This is a genomic window from Arthrobacter sp. TJ-236 (genome assembly GCF_058269235.1).
This window is the reverse complement of sequence record NZ_JBZCNI010000001.1, coordinates 705408-724977: the sequence shown is the minus strand read 5'-3', so window position 1 is coordinate 724977 and position 19570 is coordinate 705408. Positions and strand designations below refer to the sequence as shown.

At 70.4% G+C, this 19570-nt stretch carries 17 protein-coding genes and 2 tRNA genes; 14 read left to right on the top strand and 5 right to left on the bottom strand.

Annotated features, from left to right (window positions below; all coding sequences use genetic code 11):
- Nucleotides 1-156: 156 nt before the first annotated feature.
- On the bottom strand, nucleotides 157-1161 hold the full coding sequence (locus tag AC4D16_RS03390) for a hypothetical protein (protein WP_490948946.1): 1005 nt from the start codon (nucleotides 1159-1161) through the stop codon (nucleotides 157-159).
- A gap of 234 nt (nucleotides 1162-1395) precedes the next feature.
- Between AC4D16_RS03390 and AC4D16_RS03385 the strand changes: the two genes are divergently transcribed.
- From AC4D16_RS03385 to AC4D16_RS03350, 8 genes are all read left to right on the top strand, one after another.
- Nucleotides 1396-1536 carry a hypothetical protein gene (locus tag AC4D16_RS03385; protein WP_490948947.1) on the top strand — a complete coding sequence of 47 codons (141 nt, stop codon included), beginning with the start codon at nucleotides 1396-1398 and terminating at the stop codon, nucleotides 1534-1536.
- Nucleotides 1537-1721: 185 nt separating this feature from the next.
- The gene (locus AC4D16_RS03380) at nucleotides 1722-2495 is read left to right on the top strand and encodes a fumarylacetoacetate hydrolase family protein (protein WP_490948948.1); all 774 of its coding nucleotides are present in this window, start codon (nucleotides 1722-1724) and stop codon (nucleotides 2493-2495) included.
- Between the two features lie 91 nt (nucleotides 2496-2586).
- Nucleotides 2587-4101, top strand: coding sequence for a glutamate--tRNA ligase (gltX, locus tag AC4D16_RS03375; protein ID WP_490953951.1), 1515 nt, complete (start codon nucleotides 2587-2589; stop codon nucleotides 4099-4101).
- Complete coding sequence (locus AC4D16_RS03370; protein WP_490953950.1) at nucleotides 4098-4904, top strand: HAD family hydrolase; 807 nt, start codon at nucleotides 4098-4100, stop codon at nucleotides 4902-4904. Before gltX ends, AC4D16_RS03370 begins: the two co-directional genes overlap by 4 nt.
- Before the next feature lie 69 nt (nucleotides 4905-4973).
- Nucleotides 4974-5045: transfer RNA gene (locus tag AC4D16_RS03365), tRNA-Gln, on the top strand.
- 65 nt (nucleotides 5046-5110) lie between these two features.
- Nucleotides 5111-5183 (top strand) — tRNA-Glu (locus tag AC4D16_RS03360).
- Between the two features lie 217 nt (nucleotides 5184-5400).
- The gene (locus tag AC4D16_RS03355) at nucleotides 5401-7284 is read left to right on the top strand and encodes a dynamin family protein (RefSeq protein WP_490953949.1); all 1884 of its coding nucleotides are present in this window, start codon (nucleotides 5401-5403) and stop codon (nucleotides 7282-7284) included.
- Nucleotides 7281-9323: a GTPase gene (locus AC4D16_RS03350; RefSeq protein ID WP_490953948.1), complete on the top strand. Its 2043-nt coding sequence runs from the start codon at nucleotides 7281-7283 to the stop codon at nucleotides 9321-9323. Before AC4D16_RS03355 ends, AC4D16_RS03350 begins: the two co-directional genes overlap by 4 nt.
- Nucleotides 9324-9388: 65 nt before the next feature.
- On the opposite strand, the gene AC4D16_RS03345 is transcribed toward AC4D16_RS03350, so the two are convergent.
- The 3 genes from AC4D16_RS03345 to AC4D16_RS03335 form a co-directional block, all read right to left on the bottom strand.
- Nucleotides 9389-10036: an MBL fold metallo-hydrolase gene (locus tag AC4D16_RS03345; RefSeq protein ID WP_490948953.1), complete on the bottom strand. Its 648-nt coding sequence runs from the start codon at nucleotides 10034-10036 to the stop codon at nucleotides 9389-9391.
- Nucleotides 10037-10104: 68 nt separating this feature from the next.
- Nucleotides 10105-10647, bottom strand: a complete 543-nt coding sequence (locus AC4D16_RS03340; protein ID WP_490953947.1) for a DUF1697 domain-containing protein — start codon at nucleotides 10645-10647, stop codon at nucleotides 10105-10107.
- A gap of 14 nt (nucleotides 10648-10661) precedes the next feature.
- Entirely contained in the window at nucleotides 10662-11381 is a 720-nt protein-coding gene (locus AC4D16_RS03335) for an IclR family transcriptional regulator (RefSeq protein ID WP_490948955.1), read from the bottom strand.
- A 162-nt stretch (nucleotides 11382-11543) separates the two neighbouring features.
- Between AC4D16_RS03335 and leuC the strand changes: the two genes are divergently transcribed.
- From leuC to AC4D16_RS03305, 6 genes are all read left to right on the top strand, one after another.
- Nucleotides 11544-13055 (top strand): 3-isopropylmalate dehydratase large subunit, encoded by a 1512-nt coding sequence (leuC, locus tag AC4D16_RS03330; RefSeq protein ID WP_490953946.1) that lies wholly within the window; start codon nucleotides 11544-11546, stop codon nucleotides 13053-13055.
- An 11-nt stretch (nucleotides 13056-13066) separates the two neighbouring features.
- Nucleotides 13067-13666, top strand: a complete 600-nt coding sequence (gene leuD / locus AC4D16_RS03325) for a 3-isopropylmalate dehydratase small subunit (RefSeq protein WP_490948957.1) — start codon at nucleotides 13067-13069, stop codon at nucleotides 13664-13666.
- Nucleotides 13667-13898: 232 nt separating this feature from the next.
- Nucleotides 13899-15248, top strand: coding sequence for a UDP-N-acetylglucosamine 1-carboxyvinyltransferase (murA, locus tag AC4D16_RS03320; protein WP_490948958.1), 1350 nt, complete (start codon nucleotides 13899-13901; stop codon nucleotides 15246-15248).
- Nucleotides 15249-15256: 8 nt separating this feature from the next.
- Nucleotides 15257-16114, top strand: coding sequence for a lysophospholipid acyltransferase family protein (locus tag AC4D16_RS03315; RefSeq protein WP_490953945.1), 858 nt, complete (start codon nucleotides 15257-15259; stop codon nucleotides 16112-16114).
- Complete coding sequence (locus tag AC4D16_RS03310; RefSeq protein ID WP_490948960.1) at nucleotides 16111-17157, top strand: NAD(P)H-dependent glycerol-3-phosphate dehydrogenase; 1047 nt, start codon at nucleotides 16111-16113, stop codon at nucleotides 17155-17157. The genes AC4D16_RS03315 and AC4D16_RS03310 overlap by 4 nt, the downstream gene beginning before the upstream one ends.
- An 80-nt stretch (nucleotides 17158-17237) precedes the next feature.
- Nucleotides 17238-18332, top strand: coding sequence for a D-alanine--D-alanine ligase family protein (locus AC4D16_RS03305; RefSeq protein ID WP_490949490.1), 1095 nt, complete (start codon nucleotides 17238-17240; stop codon nucleotides 18330-18332).
- Nucleotides 18333-18423: 91 nt separating this feature from the next.
- On the opposite strand, the gene AC4D16_RS03300 is transcribed toward AC4D16_RS03305, so the two are convergent.
- The gene (locus AC4D16_RS03300; protein WP_490948961.1) at nucleotides 18424-19488 is read right to left on the bottom strand and encodes a YeiH family protein; all 1065 of its coding nucleotides are present in this window, start codon (nucleotides 19486-19488) and stop codon (nucleotides 18424-18426) included.
- Nucleotides 19489-19570: the final 82 nt, after the last annotated feature.

Genomic DNA, 19570 nt, shown 5'->3' with positions numbered 1-19570 from the left:
ATGAAGGAGCCCCGGTCGGGGCGGGAGTAATGGGGGAAAACGCCCGGCCCGACCGGGGCCTGTTCACGATTCTACGTCAGGATCGTCGCCGCAACCGATCGAACCGCTCTCGCCCTACCCTTGACGATCCGTTCGAAGGGGCCGGGATCCGTCGAGTCAGACCCGTTCGATGCTGCGGATGAGGGTCCTGGCCGTGGACGCCCTGTCCTCGGCCCCCGACTCGACGAACAGTTCCTCACTTCTGGCCAGCTGCGCGACGGCTTCGAGGTCGCGGTGCGTCGACATCAGAGCCTGCCCGAGGAGGAAATGGGCCTGCGCGGCGGTGTGCAGGGCGAGCAGGTCCTCCTGGCGGACGATGTCCTCGAGGCTGGGGAGGGCGGAGTCGAATTGTCCTGTGAGGACCAGCCAGTGGGCCCTGATGAGACGCAGCTCGACCTGGTCCCTCGCTGTTCCTCCCACGATCGAGCTCGCCATCTCCGCCCGCTCGATACACTCGAGGGTCTCGGGATCAAGCACACCAGCAGCGAGGCGAAAGTCTGCCGATCCGCGATTGAACCGTGCCCACAGGTCCAGATCATTGCTGGGTGACAATCTTTCTGCCGCACGGCGATGATACGAGACTGCGTCGTCGATTCGCTTGAGAAGAAAGGCCACGTTGCCGATGGCCCAGTAGGACTGACCTGCGTAGGTGTTCTCCGGGTCCCCCGCGAGGTGCTCGTCGAGGACGAGGCACTCCTGCCAGGCATCTTCGAGGGACCCGCTCTCGGCCAGGGCGGCGATCAGGGCATTCTGAGCTTCGATCGCGATCTCACGATGATCAGGTAGTTGCTGGGTCTCGCCGACGGCCGACCGAGCTTCCCGGATGGCCTGCTTCAGGTCACCGCTTCCCTGCAGAGCGAACGCGCGCAAGGTGAGGACGCGAGCCCGGAGTGCTGTGGAGTGTTGAGTCAGAGCGTGCATCGCGAGTTCATCGGCCCCGTCCTTGGACTCCAGCATCTTTCCTTGCTTCCTCAGCGCTTCTGCCCGCAGGTAGGACGCATTCCACCAGCTCTCCTCCTCTTGGTCGGCGAGCGAGGATGCTGCCCAAAGTTCTGCCAGTTCCTGCGCCGCCGAGTAGTTTCGCTGGGCCCACGCTTCGCGAGCGCGGAACTCGAGCATCATCCGTTCTCCGGAATTACCACCGCGAGTCATGTGCATGTGCCGCTTTCGCTGGGAGACCCTGACCCGAACATCCTCTGTCCTTTGCCACGCGCCCACAACGCCGCACAGAAGATCTCTAAAGTTTTTCCGAAGAATGTTACCAAAGTGACTGGTGTGGCTTACGATGAATTTCGAGCCGCTTGTGATAGAGCGGCGGTCTCAACCACTGTCGACACACCCACCGAAGGATCCACCATGAAGCGCTTCACCTCTGCCCTCCTGCTCGCCGGCCTCCTCGTCTCCGGCGGCGCTGCTGCTGCCCAGGCCGCACCGGCCAAGGCCGGTGTCACGGCTCCCGTCTCATCGACCGATCGCGTCGGCTCCTGGCCGTTCTAGTCGTCGACGCAGGATCCCTCGGTCCTGCTGCTCGTGTGACTGCTCTGCACTGAACTGCGGGTCCCTCTGAAGAGTGGGGCCCGCAGTGCCGTTTAACCACTGTCTTCAAAGACTGCTCTACCGGCCCTTCCATCGGGCCGGGAACGCCGGAAGCCGCCGCGGCCGATCAGGCTAGGCTTGGCGGCATGCGTATTGCTCGGTTCGTTGTCAGTGATGATCCCCTCTTCGGCATCGTGGAAGGAACACCCGGTGAGGAGGAGGTCGCCGTCATCCAGGGTGACCCCTTCTACGCCGGGATCCAGTTGACGGGAGCCCGCCACGCGCTCGAGGACGTCCGGCTGCTGGCCCCCGTCATCCCGCGGAGCAAGGTCGTCGGGATCGGCCGTAACTACGCCGACCACATCCAGGAGATGGGGAGCGAGACACCGGCCGCCCCCCTGATGTTCCTGAAGCCGAACACGTCCGTGATCGGCCCCGGTGACCCGATCATGCTGCCCTCCTTCTCCGACCAGATCTCCTACGAGGCCGAACTTGCCGTGGTCATCGGCCGGATCTGCAAGGACGTCCCTCTGGAGCGCGTGGACGACGTCGTGTTCGGCTACACGTGTGCCAACGACCTCACCGCGCGTGATGTGCAGAAGACGGACGACCAGTGGGCGCGGGCGAAGGGTTTCGACACCTCGTGCCCCATCGGGCCGTGGATCGAGACGGACCTCGATCCGGAGAACCTGAGCGTCAGGGGAACCCTCGACGGCGACCTGCGGCAGGACGGCTCGACGAGCGACATGATCTGGGGTGCGCGGGAACTCGTCGCGTACGTCTCCCAGGCCTTCACGTTGCTCCCCGGGGACATCATCCTCACGGGCACGCCGGCCGGTGTCGGGATGATCACCGACGGGCAGCGGTTCGACGTCGACATCGAGGGGATCGGGCGCCTTTCCAACCCGGCACGGCGCTAGGCCGGGCACCGGCGCACCCGCTCCTACGGGCGGTGCGCACGCGGCTCCGCGCGGCAGCATCACGGGGGGTCCCGCCTAGACTGGGGGCACCATGACTACTGCCGCAGATCTCCCCACCGTCACCGATTCCACTCCCGTCAGGGTCCGCTTCTGCCCGTCACCGACCGGCACGCCGCATGTCGGCCTCATCCGGACGGCGCTCTTCAACTGGGCCTACGCGAGGCACCGTGGCGGCAAGCTGGTGTTCCGCATCGAGGACACGGATGCTGCACGTGACAGCGAGGAGAGCTACCACCAGCTCCTCGAGGCGATGACCTGGCTCGGGATCGACTGGGACGAGGGCGTGGAGGTGGGCGGTCCGCACGCGCCGTACCGCCAGTCCGAGCGTGGCGACCTCTACCGCGACGTGATCGACCGGCTGACCGCAGCCGGGCACCTCTACGAATCGTTCTCCACGCCCGAGGAGGTCGAGGAGCGGCACCGCGCCGCGGGTCGCGACGTGAAGCTCGGGTACGACAACCACGACCGTCACCTCAGCGACGAGCAGAAGGACGCCTTCCGCGCGGGCGGCCGTCCCGCCGTCCTGCGCCTGCGGATGCCCGACGAGGACATCACGTTCACCGACCTGGTGCGGGGTGAGATCACCTTCCGGGCCGGCAGTGTCCCGGATTTCGCCGTGGTCCGCGCGAACGGCGCCCCGCTCTACACGCTGGTCAACCCGGTCGACGACGCCCTCATGGGCATCACGCACGTGCTGCGGGGCGAGGACCTGCTCTCGTCGACCCCCCGGCAGGTCGCGCTGTACCGCGCACTGATCGACATCGGCGTGGCGAAGTACATGCCGCTCTTCGGCCACCTGCCGTACGTCATGGGGCAGGGCAACAAGAAGCTGTCCAAGCGGGACCCGGAGTCGAACCTCTTCCTGCACCGCGAACGCGGCTTCATCCGCGAAGGGCTGCTCAACTACCTCTCCCTGCTGGGCTGGAGCCTGTCCGCGGACGAGGACATCTTCTCCGTGGAGCAGCTCGTCGAGGCGTTCGACGTCCGGGACGTCCTCGCGAACCCGGCACGCTTCGACCTCAAGAAAGCGGAGGCGATCAACGGGACCCACGTGCGCCTGCTGGACCCCGCCGAATTCCGCAGCCGCCTCCTGCCGTACCTCGCAGCTGCCGGCCTGATCGGGGCCGATCCGACCGACGCGGACCTGCGGCTCGTGGCTGCCGCCGCACCGCTGATCCAGGAACGCATCACGCTGCTCGGCGAGGCACCGGAGATGCTCTCGTTCCTCTTCAAGGCCGACGACGCCGTCGACGTCGCGGACGACGCTCGGAAGGGCCTCCCCGAGAACCTCGGTGAGGTGCTCGACGCCGCGCTCGCCGCCCTCGAGGAGTGCGAGCCCTGGGAGACGGAAGCGCTCCAGGCCGCCCTCCGGTCCGCGCTCGTTGACACCCTCGGACTGAAACCCCGCCTCGCGTTCGGGCCGGTGCGGACCGCCATCACGGGGCGCCGGGTCTCACCACCGCTCTTCGAATCGATGGTCATCCTCGGCCGCGAGTCCTCGCTCGCACGGCTGAGGGCCTTCCGCTCCTCGGTCGACGACGCGTGACGCAGGAGCGAAGCGCGCCGGGCGCGCAGGATACGGGCGCGCAGGTTTCGGGCGGGTCCGCGGTCCTGTTCGACATCGACGACACGCTCGTGGACCTCGCGCAGGCGATGGGCACCACGCTGCAGGCCATCCCCGACCCCGCGCTCGACCATCTCGGTGATGACGACTGGGTGCGGTACAAGGCCCTTTACGCCACGGATCCGCAGCGACACTACGACCGCTTCCTGGCCGGTGAGCTGACCTTCGAGGAGCAGCGCGTCCATCGGGTGCGTCACGCACGCGCCGTCTTCACTCCCGAGCCCTTCCTCGGCCGGATGGCCGAGGACTGGGTGCGCGAGTACGAGCGGACGCTGCCGCTGCACTTCAGGGCGTACGACGACGTCGTGCCCCTGCTCGACGCCCTTGACGCCCGTGGGATCCCCTACGGGGCGGTGAGCAACAACGTCGAGGCCTACCAACGGGCAAAGCTGGACCGCGCGGGCCTCCAGCGGATCGTGGTCCTCGTGGGAATCGACACCGTGGGGGTCGCGAAACCGGATCCCGGAATCTTCCTCGAGGGTGTCCGGCAGCTCGGGTCCGACGCGGCCCGGACGGTGTACGTGGGCGACAACCGGATGGTCGACGGCATCGGAGCGCGGGCGGCCGGCCTGATCGGTGTCTGGCTCGACCGGTCGGGAGCGGGGTACGTCCCACCAGCGGGGAGCACGGGTGTGACGGGCATGCCTCCGGAGGTGCCAGCCGATGACGTGCACAGCATCGCCACGCTCGACGCCGTTTTGCAGTTCGTCCCCTCGGTCCGGTAAAGTCGATTCTCGGCGCGGAGCAGTTATGCGGCCGGAGCACAGCACGATCAGGGCTCCGGAACGTGCCATTGGGGTATGGTGTAATTGGCAACACACTGGTTTCTGGTACCAACATTCTAGGTTCGAGTCCTGGTACCCCAGCGCACTTCGGTCCACGGATCGGATGGCACGAGCAGTACAGCAGCAGTAGTAACATGGAGAGTACTGGCCCCATCGTATAGCGGCCTAGTACGCTGCCCTCTCACGGCGGTAACGCGGGTTCGAATCCCGCTGGGGTCACAACGTCCTCGTGGACACACGAAGCAAGTCCCGGTCACCATCACGGTGGCCGGGACTTTCTCGTTTCCGGAGGCCCGCCTTCCCGGTTCCTGTCCCGGTTCCACTCCCGTCCCCGGTCGTCGTGAGCACCGATGCACCGTTGCGCCGGTGAAGACTACCCGGCGACGACGCAGATCGGTCCCCGCGGGCGCGCGGTGACGGCTGGCATGATGGAGCAATGAGCGCACCCTCCTCGGCCGGCGGATCCCGCGGACTCGCCCCGCTGCTGCGGGAGGTCCACACGGCCCTCGAGCGACTCTCCTTCCCCCTGGCCCTCCCGACGTCGATCCGCGCACGCACGGAGACGACGGCCGCCCGCGAACAGCTGACGGACTACATCCTTCCCCGGCTCGCCCACCTCGACGCGCCGCTCCTCGCCGTCGTCGGAGGCTCCACGGGCGCGGGGAAGTCGACGCTCGTGAACGCACTGATCGGGCGGCCGGTGTCCGTCACCGGGGCGGTGCGCCCCACGACACGGCAGCCCATCCTCCTGCACCACGCCTCCGACGCCGGCTGGTTCGACGACGCGCGCATCCTCCCCGGGCTCAGCCGCGTCCGCCTCGCGGACGACGGCGCTGCCTCCGAGCACTCCGAGGAGCAGGCGGTGCGCGGCCCGGGCGGCACGACCGGTGGGGTCCGTGACGCGGTGGAGGATGGCTCCGCGACCGGCCGTACCCGGCAGCAGGTGCCTCCGGGGTACCTGCCGCAGCAGGCGTCCTCGACTTCCCCGAACACCCTGCTGCTCAGGCCGACAGCTGCTCTCCCCGCCGGCCTCGCCCTGCTCGATGCCCCCGACGTCGATTCGATCGCCGACGAGAACCGGCGCCTGGCCGGACAGTTGCTCGCGGCCGCCGATCTGTGGATCTTCGTGACGACCGCGAACCGGTACGCGGACGCCGTCCCCTGGGCGCTGCTCGCCGAGGCGGGGCGCCGGGACGTGCTGGTCGCCGTCGTCCTGGACCGCGTGCCACCCGGTGTGGAGGAGGAGATCCGCGGAGATCTGATGACACTGCTCAGCGCGGAGAACCTCGGGCACGCGCCCATCTTCGTGGTCCCGGAGCTCCCGCTAGGCGGGGACAGGATGCTGCCCCCGAGCGCGGTGGAGCCGATCGCCCGGTGGCTCCGTGCTTTGGCCGCGGACGCCGAGGGCCGCCGCGACATCGCCCGGCGTACGGTCGCCGGAGCCACGCGCGCCCTCGCCGGCAGGATCGACACGATCGGCACCGCGGTGGCCCAGGAGCAGTCGGCCGGGGACGCCCTTCGAGCGGCAGCGGACCAGGCCTACGGGGACGCCCTCGACGCCGTCATGGCCACGACCGAGGACGGCACGCTGCTGCGGGGGGAAGTGCTGGCGCGCTGGCAGGACTTCGTGGGGACCGGCGAGTTCATGCGCGGTATCGAATCGAGGATCGGACGCGCGAGGGACCGCATCGGCGCCTTCTTCACCGGCCGTCCCGCGCCCGCGGAGACCGTGGCGGAAGCGATCGGCAGCGGGCTGCAGACCGTCGTCGTCGAGGAGGCGGCGCGTGCGGACGAGACGACGCGCAGGCGCTGGCGGACGGAGCAGGCCGGCGAGGTTCTGCTCGCCGACGTACCGGCCTGGCGGTCGGAGCAGGTCTCGGAGGACATCGCACGGGAGATCCGCGCCTGGCAGCAGTCGATCCTGGAACTCGTGCAGGCCGAGGCCGGTGACAAGCGATTCACCGCGCGCATGCTGTCCTTCGGGGTGAACGGCGTCGCCGTCGCCCTGATGGTCGTCGTCTTCGCGTCCACCGGAGGGCTCACGGGAGGTGAGGTGGGCATCGCGGGCGCCTCCGCGATCGCCGGCCAGAAGCTCCTCGAGGCGATCTTCGGCGACGACGCCGTGCGGCGCCTCGCCGCCCGCGCCCGGAAGGACCTCGCGGAACGCGTCGGAACGCTGCTCCGGCGGGAGCGCGAGGGCTTCGACCGGGTGCTCGAACCGCTCTCCGGGCAGACGGCCGCGGAGACGCTCCGCGTGCTCGCCCACGAACTCAGGACCGCGCTGCCCGCGGACCAGCGCTCCACGGAGGGTCCGGCGTGAGCCGACACAGGGGAGCGGTCGTCGAGTCCTCGCTCGCGGCCTCGCTGACCTCCACCCTCGACCAGCTGCGCCATGTTCTCGAGCTCGGGGAAGGACGGATTCCCGAGGAGGTGCTCGCACGTGTGCACGCCACCCTCGATCGCGCGGGAAGCCGGCGATCGCTGTCCGGCGACCACACCGTGGTGGGGATCTTCGGCGCGACGGGGAGCGGCAAGTCGTCCCTCGTGAACGCTCTCAGCGGCACGGACGCGGCGCGGGTGGCCGTCCGCCGACCGACGACCTCCGAACCGCTCGCCCTCATCTGGCGGTCAGCAGGCAGCGGGGAGCTCCTCGACTGGCTCGGCGTCACGCAGCGCTTCGAGCTGCCCGAGGGTACGCCCCTCCTCCCCGGTCGGGCGGTGCCGGGCGTCACGACGGAGAGCCCGGCCGGCTCCGTGTCCGGAGGCGGGGGCGGTGCGGGCGATCTGCAGTTCGACGCGGTTTCCGACAACGCCCCCGCGGGACCGTCGGCGCCTGCTTCGGAGGTGCGCGGCACACGAGGGGTGCTCGCCCGCCTCCTCCGACGACGTCGGGACCCGGGTACCGGTGCTGCGGGTCCTGATCCCGTGGGTAGGTCGCAGGGCGGCGCAGAGGCCGGTTCGTCACCGGTCCGTCACCGCGATGACCGAGGATCCTCCGACGGAGCCCAGAGGACGCGGACCGCTCCGATGCTGTCCGCGCCGGCTGTGAGGGCCGACGACAGGGGTGTCCGGGCCGGCGATCGGGCCGACGTGGCAGGCGACCGGACCGCCCCCGAGAGCGATCAGGCCGGCCTGATCCTGCTCGATCTGCCCGACTTCGACTCGACGGCGCTCGCCCACCGGGAGATCGTGGAGCGCCTCGCCGGCCAGGTGGACGTCCTCGTGTGGGTGGTGGATCCGCAGAAGTACGCGGACGCGGCGCTGCACCACGGCTTCCTCCGCGGGTTGACCTCGCACGCGACGGTGACCCTCGTTGCCCTCAACCAGGTCGATCGGCTCGCACCCGCGGATGTGGCCCCCGTTCTGGACTCACTCATGGGCATTCTCGCGGAGGAAGGGCTCGCCGGGGTGACGGTGCTCGCGGTGTCGGCGCGGACAGGCGCCGGCCTCGAGGAGCTCGCCGCCCAGATCCGGACGCTTGCGGAGACCCGCGCGGCAGCCACCAGGCGGCTCGCAGCCGACGCCTCGCGTGCGGCGTCGGAGCTCAACCCCCTCGCCGTCCGGCACCCTGTCGCGATGCCGTCGCGGGAGGCGCAGCAGGCGCTCACCGCACGGCTCGGTGCGGCCGCCGGCGTGCCGACAGTCGTCGACGCCGTGCGCAGTGCCTACCGACGGGACGCCCACGCCATCACGGGCTGGCCCGGCACCCGCTGGCTCGCGCGGTTCCGCCCCGATCCGCTCCGACGGCTCAACCTCCGCCGGCAGGAGGTGCTGCCTGATCACAGGAGATCCTCACTCGCCCTCACCCTGCCCGCGCAGGGCGCCACCGTGGATCAGGCCCTGCGCGTGTTCGGGGACGCGACCGCCGGGGACGTCGTCGAGCCCTGGCGCTCCTCGCTCCGCGATGCGGCGCGCTCGACTGCGCCCCGTTTGACGGACGCGCTCGACGCGGCGGTGACCGGTACCGACCTCGAGACGGGCCGCCGCGCGTGGTGGGGGCTGTTCGGCGTCCTGCAGTGGATCGCGTTCGCCGCGTTCGTCACCGGCCTCGCCTGGCTGGGTGTCCTCGCCGTCCTCGGCTTCCTGCAGCTGCCCGCCGTCGACGTGCCGCGCGTGGAAGGGTTCCCCGTGCCGACACTCCTGATCGTCGGCGGCGTGGCCGGAGGAATCCTGCTGGCCGTGATCGCGGCGCTGCTCGCCCGCGTGGGAGCGGCGCGGCGGGCACGGCGCGTCCGACGGCGGTTGCTCGAAGCGTGCGGGCGCGTGGCCACAGACGTGGTGCTCGCGCCGGTCGGTGCGGAGGTGGAGCGCTGCAACGCGTTCCGCGCGGCCGTCACGGCAGCGATGCATCACGCCTGAGCTGCTCGCTCCTGACCGGCTCCCGGCACGCCCGCCCGGGGTCTGCTCTCGGGCGTGCCGGAACGTCAGGGTGTGCCGGCGGTCCTCCTGGCAACGCGGTTGTGTCCAGAGCACACCCAGTCGACGCCGCCGGTCCGGATGTGTTCGGCCAGGAGCTGCACGGTGCGCGCGGCAACCGGTTTGTCGTTGATGGTGATCGCGTAGAAGTCGCTCACGGTGCCGTCGGGCGAGACCTTCGCCGCGTCGCCGGTGAACAGCACACCGCCCCACTGCAGTGCATAGTGCCCGGGTGTGTGGCCCGGGGTGGGGAAGAACGAGAGTCCTGTGAAGATCTCACCGGAGCCCACCAGCTCCCGGGCGCCCTGCGGCAGCGTCACCTTCGCGACGCGCTTCAGCAGTTTCCGGAACAGCGTCTTCGGCCTGGTGCGGCCGCGGAGCACCTCGGCATCCGCGGAACCGATCCACACCGTCGCTCCCAGCGCCTTCCGGAGGCGCTCGGCGACCTGCGCGTGATCGGCGTCGTAGTGCGTGAGCACGATGTCCGTGACCGTCCCGATGGTGGTCTCGGCCGCACGCAGCTCCGCGAGGAGACCCTCGTAGCCCGAGGACATACCGGGATCGATCACCGCGGTGCGGCTGACGCCGCTGACCACGTAGCCGTTGGAACCCTTCTGCTGCTCGAGCTGGTAGCAGTCCTGGGCGATGAGTCGCATGGTGTCCTCCGGGGTGGGTGAGCGTGGGCTGAACATTACCAATCGGGCCGGGAGCCGCCTGTCACGGGTCAGGGCATCTGCCGCAGGATCTTCCGGACGGTCGCCACGTTCCGCGTGGTGGTCGTGGACGCGTAGCGGCGGCGGGCGAGCAGCTTCGCCAGTGGAACCTCGGTGGACCGTCCCTTGGGCGAGAACCAGGCGACCGCCGGAGCGCCCTCGAGCACGGCGGGCCGGTCCTCGAGATCCCGTGCGTCCTCGAGGAGCGCGCCCAGCGCGTCGGCGTCGCTGAAGAACGTCACGTAGGTGTGGACGTCGTTCTGCGCGGCCGGTCCGGCCGGGGGCGCGGCCGGCACGGAGTCCGCGACGGTGAGGAGGTGGTCGGCGGGGACGACGACGACCCACGCCTCGTACCCGTAGTGGCGCCGCAGGGCGTCCTCGGTCAGGCGCTTCACCTCGACGGCGGGCAGCACCGTGCGGCCGACGACGTTGCCGCTCGCGAGGACCGTACCGACGTCCTGGAGGGGAAGCCGGCCGAGGACGTCGCGGAGTTCGGCCATGCGCATCGTGACGCCGCCGACGTTCACCCCTCGCAGGAGGATCGCGTAGGCCATGGCCGGCGCCCGCCTCACTCGGCGGTCTTGGCGACGGCGAGGGTCAGTGTCCGGGCGGCATCGGAGACCACCTCGGCGTGGATGCGCCCGGGCTGGCGGGTCAGCCGCTCCATGGGACCCGAGATCGAGACGGCCGCGATGACCCGACCCGACGGCCCGCGGACCGGCGCGGACACGGACGCCACCCCGGCTTCACGCTCGCCGAGGCTCTGGGCCCAGCCGCGTCGTCGGACGCCGGCCAGGACGGTGGGGGTGAAGCGCGCGTTCTGCAGTCCGGTGAGAAGGCGGTCGTGGTCCTCCCAGGCGAGGAGGCACTGCGCGGCGGAGCCGGCCTTCATGGACAGCTGCGTCCCGACGGGGATGGTGTCCCGTAGCCCCACCGGCCGTTCGGCGGAGGCGACGCAGATGCGCCAGTCGCCCTGGCGGCGGAACAGCTGGGCACTCTCGCCCGTCGCATCGCGCAGCCCCAGCAGCACGGGGCCGGCCGCGGCGATCAGGCGGTCCTCTCCTGCTGCCGATGCCAGCTCCACGAGCCGGCTCCCCAGCACGAACCGGCCCTGCATGTCGCGGCCCACGAGCCGGTGGTGCGCGAGGGCCAGGGCGAGGCGGTGGACCGTCGGCCGGGCGAGGCCGGTGGAGGCCACCAGCTGGGCGAGCGTGGTGGGTCCGGCCTCGAGTGCGTCGAGGACGAGGGATGCCTTGTCGATGACGCCGACGCCACTGGAAGTGTCCATGGAGTGATATTGCCGTCTCACCATCTGAGACGCAACCCCGCGGAGTGGCGGCGGTGCGGGCGGCGCTGGTTGAGTTGTCCCACGGACCGTGGGCACCCCCGCGACACCGCGGACCGATTGTGCACCACTGAGGGCAATCAGCAGCATCTGGAGGCGAAGGTCATGGGCAGGACACTGGCGGAGAAGGTGTGGGACGCGCATGTCGTCCGCAAGGGAGAGGTCGTCGGCGAGGAGGCCCAGCCGGACCTCCTCTACATCGACCTGCACCTCATCCACGAGGTCACCTCCCCGCAGGCCTTCGAGGGCCTCCGCCTCGCGGGCCGGCCGCTGAGGCGGCCCGACCTCACGATCGCCACGGAGGACCACAACACCCCGACGCTCGACATCGACAAGCCGATCGCCGACCTCACCAGCCGCACGCAGATCGAGACGCTGCGCTCCAACTGCCGCGAGTTCGGCGTCCGGCTGCACTCGCTAGGCGACGCCGAGCAGGGGATCGTGCACGTGGTGGGCCCGCAGCTGGGGCTGACGCAGCCCGGCCTCACCGTGGTCTGCGGCGACTCCCACACCTCCACCCACGGTGCCTTCGGCGCGCTCGCCATGGGCATCGGCACGTCCGAGGTCGAGCACGTGATGGCCACCCAGACGCTGTCCCTCAAGTCGTTCAAGACCATGGGCATCACGGTGGAGGGCACCCTGAAGCCCGGCGTCACGTCGAAGGACATCATCCTCGCGGTGATCGCGAAGATCGGCACCGGTGGCGGCCAGGGGTACGTGCTCGAGTACCGCGGATCGGCCATCCGCGCGCTGTCCATGGAGGCGCGCATGACCATCTGCAACATGTCCATCGAGGCGGGAGCCCGCGCGGGCATGGTGGCGCCGGACGAGACGACCTTCGCGTACCTGAAAGGCCGCCCGCACGCACCCGAGGGTGCGGACTGGGAAGCCGCCGTCGCGGAATGGCGGGAACTGCGGACGGACGACGACGCCGTGTTCGACGCCGAGGTGTTCCTCGATGCGAACGAGCTCGAGCCCTTCGTGACCTGGGGGACCAACCCGGGCCAGGGTGTCTCGCTCTCGCAGTCCGTGCCGTCACCCGACGACTTCGCCGACGAGAACGACAAGGCGGCGTGCACCCGCGCCCTGGAGTACATGGCACTGGAGCCCGGCACGCCGATGAAGGACATCCGCGTGGACACGGTGTTCCTCGGATCCTGCACCAACAGCCGCATCGAGGACCTGCGCGTCGCCGCAGACATCATCCGCGGCCGCGAGAAGGACCCGGCGATCCGCATGATGGTGGTCCCCGGTTCGGCGCGCGTCCGCCTGCAGGCCGAGGCCGAGGGCCTCGACCGCGTGTTCACCGACTTCGGAGCGGAATGGCGGTTCGCCGGCTGCTCCATGTGCCTCGGCATGAACCCCGACCAGCTGGCTCCGGGGGAGCGCTGCGCCTCCACCTCCAACCGCAACTTCGAGGGACGCCAGGGCAAGGGCGGGCGCACGCACCTCGTCTCTCCCGTGGTCGCCGCGGCCACCGCGGTGCGCGGCACCCTCAGCTCGCCGTCGGACCTGGACCCGCTGCCCGGTGGATCGCACGCCGCCGCGCCCTCGACGACGTCGTCCACCACGTCCGGCACGCCGGTCACCTCGACCGCCGCCTCGACAGCCGCCTAGGAGCCGCCGCCATGGAGAAGATCACCACGCACACCGGCATCGGCGTCCCGCTGCGCCAGAGCAACATCGACACCGACCAGATCATCCCGGCCGTGTACCTCAAGCGGATCACGCGCACGGGCTTCGAGGACGCCCTGTTCGCGGGGTGGCGCAAGGACGAGGAGTTCATCCTCAACCGGGAGCCCTACACGCGTGGCTCCGTGCTCGTCGCCGGGCCCGACTTCGGCACCGGCTCGTCGCGGGAGCACGCCGTCTGGGCCCTCAAGGACTACGGCTTCCGGGCCGTGCTGTCCTCACGGTTCGCGGACATCTTCCGCGGTAACTCCGGCAAGCAGGGCCTCGTCGCGGCGCAAGTGGCACAGGATGACATCGAGCTGATCTGGAAGGTCCTCGAGAACGAGCCCGGCGCCACGGTGACGGTGGACCTCGAGGCGCGCCAGGTGCAGTGCGGGGCCGTGAGTGCGCCCTTCCAGCTCGACGACTACACGCGCTGGCGCCTGCTCGAAGGGCTGGACGACATCGGGCTGACCCTGCGGCAGGAGGAGCACATCACCGAGTTCGAGACCCGCCGCCCCTCGTTCAAGCCGACCACGCTGCCCGCGCGCACCTGATGCTCAGGACCTCGCCCGCGTGCGCGGCGGGGCCGGGCGGCGTGCCATCGACGCCCTTGTGGCGGCCGGTCCGCGGGTGCGAGGAATCACTGAGCGCCGTGACGGGTTGCTACCTGCGTGCAGGGGCGACTCACAGTACCCTTGTATTTCTGTCCGCTCCGTGGCGCTCCTATGCTTGATCCGAGCAATGTCGACCCCGCGGTGATTCAACGTACGAGGAAATCAGGTATTCATGGGTAGCGTTCTGACCATTCGCGGCGGCATTCCGTTGAGCGGCAAGGTGTCCGTCCGCGGGGCGAAGAACCTCGTACCCAAGGCCATGGTGGCCTCCCTTCTCGGCAACACGCCGTCCGTGCTGCGGAACGTGCCCGAGATCAAGGACGTCGACGTCGTCACCAGCCTCCTGCAGCTCCACGGGGTGACCGTCACGAAGGACCCGGTGACGGGCGACCTCACGATGGACCCGAGCGACGCGAAGATGGCGCGCTCGAAGGACATCGACGCCCACGCCGGCGACTCCCGGATCCCCATCCTGTTCTGCGGCCCGCTCATGCACAGCATCGGCGAGGCATTCATCCCCGACCTCGGCGGCTGCAAGATCGGCGACCGGCCGATCGACTACCACCTGGAAGTGCTCCGCAACTTCGGCGCCGTGGTGGACAAGCGGCCCGGCGGTATCTCCATCTCCGCCCCGAAGGGACTGCACGGCGCGAAGCTCGCCCTGCCGTACCCGAGCGTCGGGGCGACGGAGCAGGTGCTGCTCACGGCCATCCGCGCCGAGGGCATCACCGAGCTCTCCGGTGCCGCGGTGGAGCCCGAGATCATGGACCTCATCGCGGTGCTGCAGAAGATGGGTGCCATCATCACGGTGCAGACGGACCGCGTGATCCGCATCGAGGGCGTCCGCGAGCTCACCGGCTACAACCACAAGGCCATCTCCGACCGCAACGAGACGGCGTCCTGGGCGTCGGCCGCCCTCGTCACCAAGGGCGACATCTACGTGGAGGGCGCCCGGCAGCTGGACCTGACGGCGTTCCTCAACACCTACCGCAAGGTGGGAGGCGCGTTCGACGTCGACGACGACGGCATCCGCTTCTACCACCCCGGCGGACCGCTCTCGCCCCTGGTCCTCGAGACCGACGTGCATCCCGGCTTCATGACCGACTGGCAGCAGCCGCTCGTCGTCGCCCTCACGCAGGCCTCCGGCGTGTCGATCGTGCACGAGACCGTGTACGAGAACCGTTTCGGCTTCACCGAGGCGCTGATCCGCATGGGCGCGAACATCCAGGTGCACCGCGAGTGCCTCGGCAGCGTGCCCTGCCGCTTCGGGCAGCGGAACTTCCTCCACTCCGCGGTGATCTCCGGCCCCACGCAGCTGCGCGGCGCGGACATCGACATCCCGGACCTCCGCGGCGGGTTCAGCCACCTCATCGCCGCCTTCGCGGCGGAGGGCGTCTCCCGCGTCACGGGGATCGAACTCATCAACCGCGGCTACGAGAGGTTCCAGGACAAGCTCGAGGGACTCGGCGCCGACTTCGACATCACGGAGGATGGCCCGGCCGCCGCCGTGGCGTCCGCGTAGGCCGCCTGATGGGGGAATCCCGCGGCTCACGCGCCATGTTCACGTTCCTCGCCACCTGGGTGAGGCCGGTGATGAACGCGCTCCTGGCCAAGGAGTGGCACGGCCAGGAGAAGCTGCCGAGGAACACGGGCATGATCGTGTGCCCCAATCACGTCACGGAGATCGACCCCGTGGTGGTGGGTCACTTCCTGTACAACCAGGGCGTGATGCCGCACTTCCTCGCGAAGGCCTCGATCTTCGGCGTCCCGGTGATCGGGTGGATCCTCCGGGTCATCAAGCAGATCCCCGTGGAGCGGAGTTCTGCCGGTGCGAACCGTTCGCTGGAGGCGGCGCGCGAGGCACTCGCGGACGGCGGGGGGATCATCATCTACCCCGAGGGGACGCTCACGCGTGACCCGGACATGTGGCCCATGAAGGGACGGACCGGCGCGGCCCGCCTGGCCCTCCAGACCGGCGCTCCCGTGGTGCCCCTGGCCCACTGGGGCGCGCAGGACGTCTTCCCCCGGTACGCCAGGCGCTTCCACCTCCTCCCGCGCAAGCGGGTCCGCGTGCTGGTCGGCGAGCCGGTGGACCTCAGCGACTTCCGGGACGCACCGCTCACCCGCACCACCCTCGACGCCGCGACCGAGCGGATCGTCGACGCCATCACGGCGCTCGTGGCAGAACTGCGGGACGAGCAGCCCCCCGCCACCCGGTGGGACCCCGCGCAGAAGCCGGCGTCCGGCCGGACCCCCGAGGGAAACGATCCGACGACGGACGACGGCGGGAAGGCCGACGGCACGACGGGTACGACGGACACCACGGGCACGAGCGGAACGGACGACGGCGGCACGCCCGGTCCGTCCTCCGTCGGGGGAGCGGCATGACCGCGCCGGGTCACACCGCGGCCGCGCCGGGGAGGATCGCCGTCCTCGGGTCAGGCAGCTGGGGCACCACGTTCGCGAAGGTCCTGGCCGACTCCTCGCCCGCCACCGTCGTCGCACTCTGGTCACGGCGTCCCGAGGTCGCGGAGGAGATCCGCACCACGCACCGCAACCCCCGGTACCTCGGTGACACGCTCCTGCCGGGGAACGTCACGGCGTCCGCCGACGTCGCCGAGGTCCTGGCCGGGAGCGATCTCGTGGTGCTCGCCGTCCCCGCGCAGACGCTGCGCGCGCAGCTCCCCGCGTGGCGCCCGCTCATCCCCGGACACGCCGTCGTCGTCTCCCTCATGAAGGGGCTCGAGGTGGGCACGGACGCCCGCATGAGCGAGGTCATCGCGGAGGAGCTCGGCCTGCCCGCGGAGCGCATCGCCGTGGTCTCCGGGCCCAACCTCGCACTGGAGATCGCCCGTGAGGAGCCGACGGCGTCGGTGGTCGCGTGCCCGGACCACGGCACCGCCACCTGGATCGCCGCCGCCTGCACGGCGTCCTACTTCCGGCCCTACACCTCCACGGACGTCATCGGCGTGGAGATCGGCGGGATCGTCAAGAACGTGATCGCCCTCGCCGTCGGCATCTGTGAGGGGCGCCGCATGGGGGACAACACGAAGGCCTCGGTGATCACCCGTGGGCTCGCCGAGACGACCCGCCTCGCCGTCGCGCTCGGGGGCAGGCCGGAGACCATGGCCGGACTCGCGGGCATGGGTGACCTGATCGCCACCTGCTCCTCGGCGCTCTCACGCAATCACACCGCGGGTCAGCTGCTCGGGCAGGGGCTCACCCTCGAGCAGGTGACGGTGCGGATGAACCAGACCGCCGAGGGCATCAAGTCGGCGCAGGCGGTGCTGGAGTCCGCCCGGAAGCTCGGCGTGGACATGCCCATCACGGAGAGCGTGGTGGCCGTCCTGCAGGGCAGGCTGTCCGTGAACGACCTGGGGCCGCGCCTGCTGTCCCGCAACCTCAAGCCGGAAGGCGACACCCCCGCGTGAACGACAGCACGACCGCTCCTGCCACCACCGCTCCTGCCACCTCCCCTCACACCACAGCACGCAAGCCGCGCGTCCTCGTCCTGTTCGGCGGACGCTCCAGCGAGCACTCCGTGAGCTGCGTGACGGCTGCCGGCGTCCTCGAGGCGATCGATCGCACGCGGTACGACGTGGTGCCCGTGGGCATCACGAAGAGCGGCCAGTGGTCGCTGGTCTCCGCCGACCCGTCGGCGTGGTCGCTACGCTCCGACGTCCTGCCGGAAGTCACCATGACCGAGCAGGCGGTGGTCATGGGAACGGCCGTGGACGGCAGCGCCGGTCAGGAGCTGCTCCTTGCCGCGCCCGGAGCCGTGCCCGAGAGTCTCGGCGGGGTGGACGTCGTCCTGCCGCTGCTGCATGGTCCGTTCGGCGAGGACGGCACGGTGCAGGGGTTGCTCGAGCTCGCCGACATGCGGTACGTGGGCGCAGGCGTGCTGGCCTCCGCCGTGGGCATGGACAAGCACTACATGAAGGTGGTGTTCGCCGCGGCCGGGCTCGAGGTGGGCCCGTACGAGGTCATCACCGACCGGCAGTGGCGCCGCGACCCCGAGGGCTCGGCACACCGGGCGGCGACGCTCGGCTTCCCCGTGTTCGTGAAGCCCGCCCGCGCCGGTTCGTCGATGGGCATCAGTCGCGTCGAGGACGCCGACGCCCTGCCCGCGGCCATCGAGGCCGCGCGCGTGTTCGACCCCAAGGTCGTCGTCGAGGCAGGAATCGTGGGCCGCGAGATCGAGGTGGCGGTGCTGCAGGGCCGCGGGCTCGACGCGCCCCGCACCTCGCTGCCGGGCGAGATCGCGATGCAGCCGGGCGACCACGCCTGGTACGACTTCGAGGCGAAGTACGTGGACGGTGGAGCCGCCGAACTCTCCTGCCCCGCCGATCTCCCCGCCGGGATCCAGGACACGGTGCGCGCCCTCGCGGCCACGGCGTTCGACGCGATCGGTGCCGAAGGGCTCTCACGCGTGGACTTCTTCTACACCCCGGACAGCAGACTCGTGATCAACGAGATCAACACGATGCCCGGCTTCACGCCCATCAGCATGTACCCGCAGATGTGGGCCAAGTCCGGTCTGGGCTACACGGAACTGATCGACGAGCTGATCGGTCTCGCGCTCGAGCGGACCACCGGACTGCGCTGACCCCGTCGCTCCCTGCAGTAGGTCCTGCAGGTTCGCGTCGCGGCGCCGGGCACGTCCTGCGGCGCTCCGGCCGGGCGGGACCGTGCGACCCCTAGGTGAGGACGAGGATCCCGAGTAGGGACACGACGGCCAGGAACGCCGTCGACACCGCGCCCACCGCCGCGAACCGGCCCCCCGTGCGCAGGAGACGCCGGACGTCGATGCCCGCCCCGAGACCGAACATGCCTGCCGCCAGCAGCACCGTGGTCAGCGTGCGCCCGAGATCGAGCACGGGCTCCGGCAGCACGCCGAGCGACCTCAGGGCCACCATGGCGAGGAACCCGACGACGAAGAGGGGCACGAGCGGGGTGCCGCCGGCACTGCGGGCCGCGTCCACCGGTGCCGCCATGCCGGCGGTCCGGGCCGAAACAGCGGCCCGGCGTCGCTCCCCGAGACCCGCTGCGGCCGCGACCGGCGCGAGCATGAGGACGCGCCCCAGCTTGACCACCGTGGCCGAGGCGAGTGCCACCGAACCGGCGGTGCTGGCCACCGCCACCACCTGTGCCACTTCGTGCACCGCGAGGCCCGACCACACCCCGAAGCGCGCCGGGTCGAGCCCGATGACCGCGTTGAGCAGGGGCAGCGCCACGATCATGAGGGAGCCGTAGAGGGTGACCATCGCGACGGCGGAGGCCACCTCGTCGTCGTCGGCGTCGACGATGCCCTGCATACCGGCGACGGCCGACGCCCCGCAGATGGAGAACCCGGCGGCCATGAGGAGGGAAGCCTTCCTGCTGAGGCCGAACCTCCCGCCGATCCAGAGGGTGCCGTAGAAGCTGAGGGTGACGCAGGCGACGATCAGCAGGATCACCCCGGGGCCGAGCGCGAGGATGTCCGGCAGGGCGAGCTGCAGCCCGAGCAGCACCACACCCGAGCGGAGCAGGCGCTTTGTCCCCCCGCCGATCCCGGTCTTCAGCACCGGCGTGTAGAGCCCCGAGTTGCCGAGAAGGATCCCGAGGACGAGCGCGATGACCAGGGCGCCGATGACCGACTGGAGACCGGCGAGGACCAGCGCGAGCGTCACACCCGCAGCCATGACGAGCAGCCCCGGCAACCAGGCCCTGAGCCCTGCGAGCCTCGTCCGGGGCGTCGCAGGGCGGGCGTCATGGCTGCTCATGGTCGGGATCGGTCCTTCCGGGGCAGCGCGGGGAGCGCGTCGGTGTGCGTCGGTGTGCGAGGGATCGGGCGACCCCGGGCCA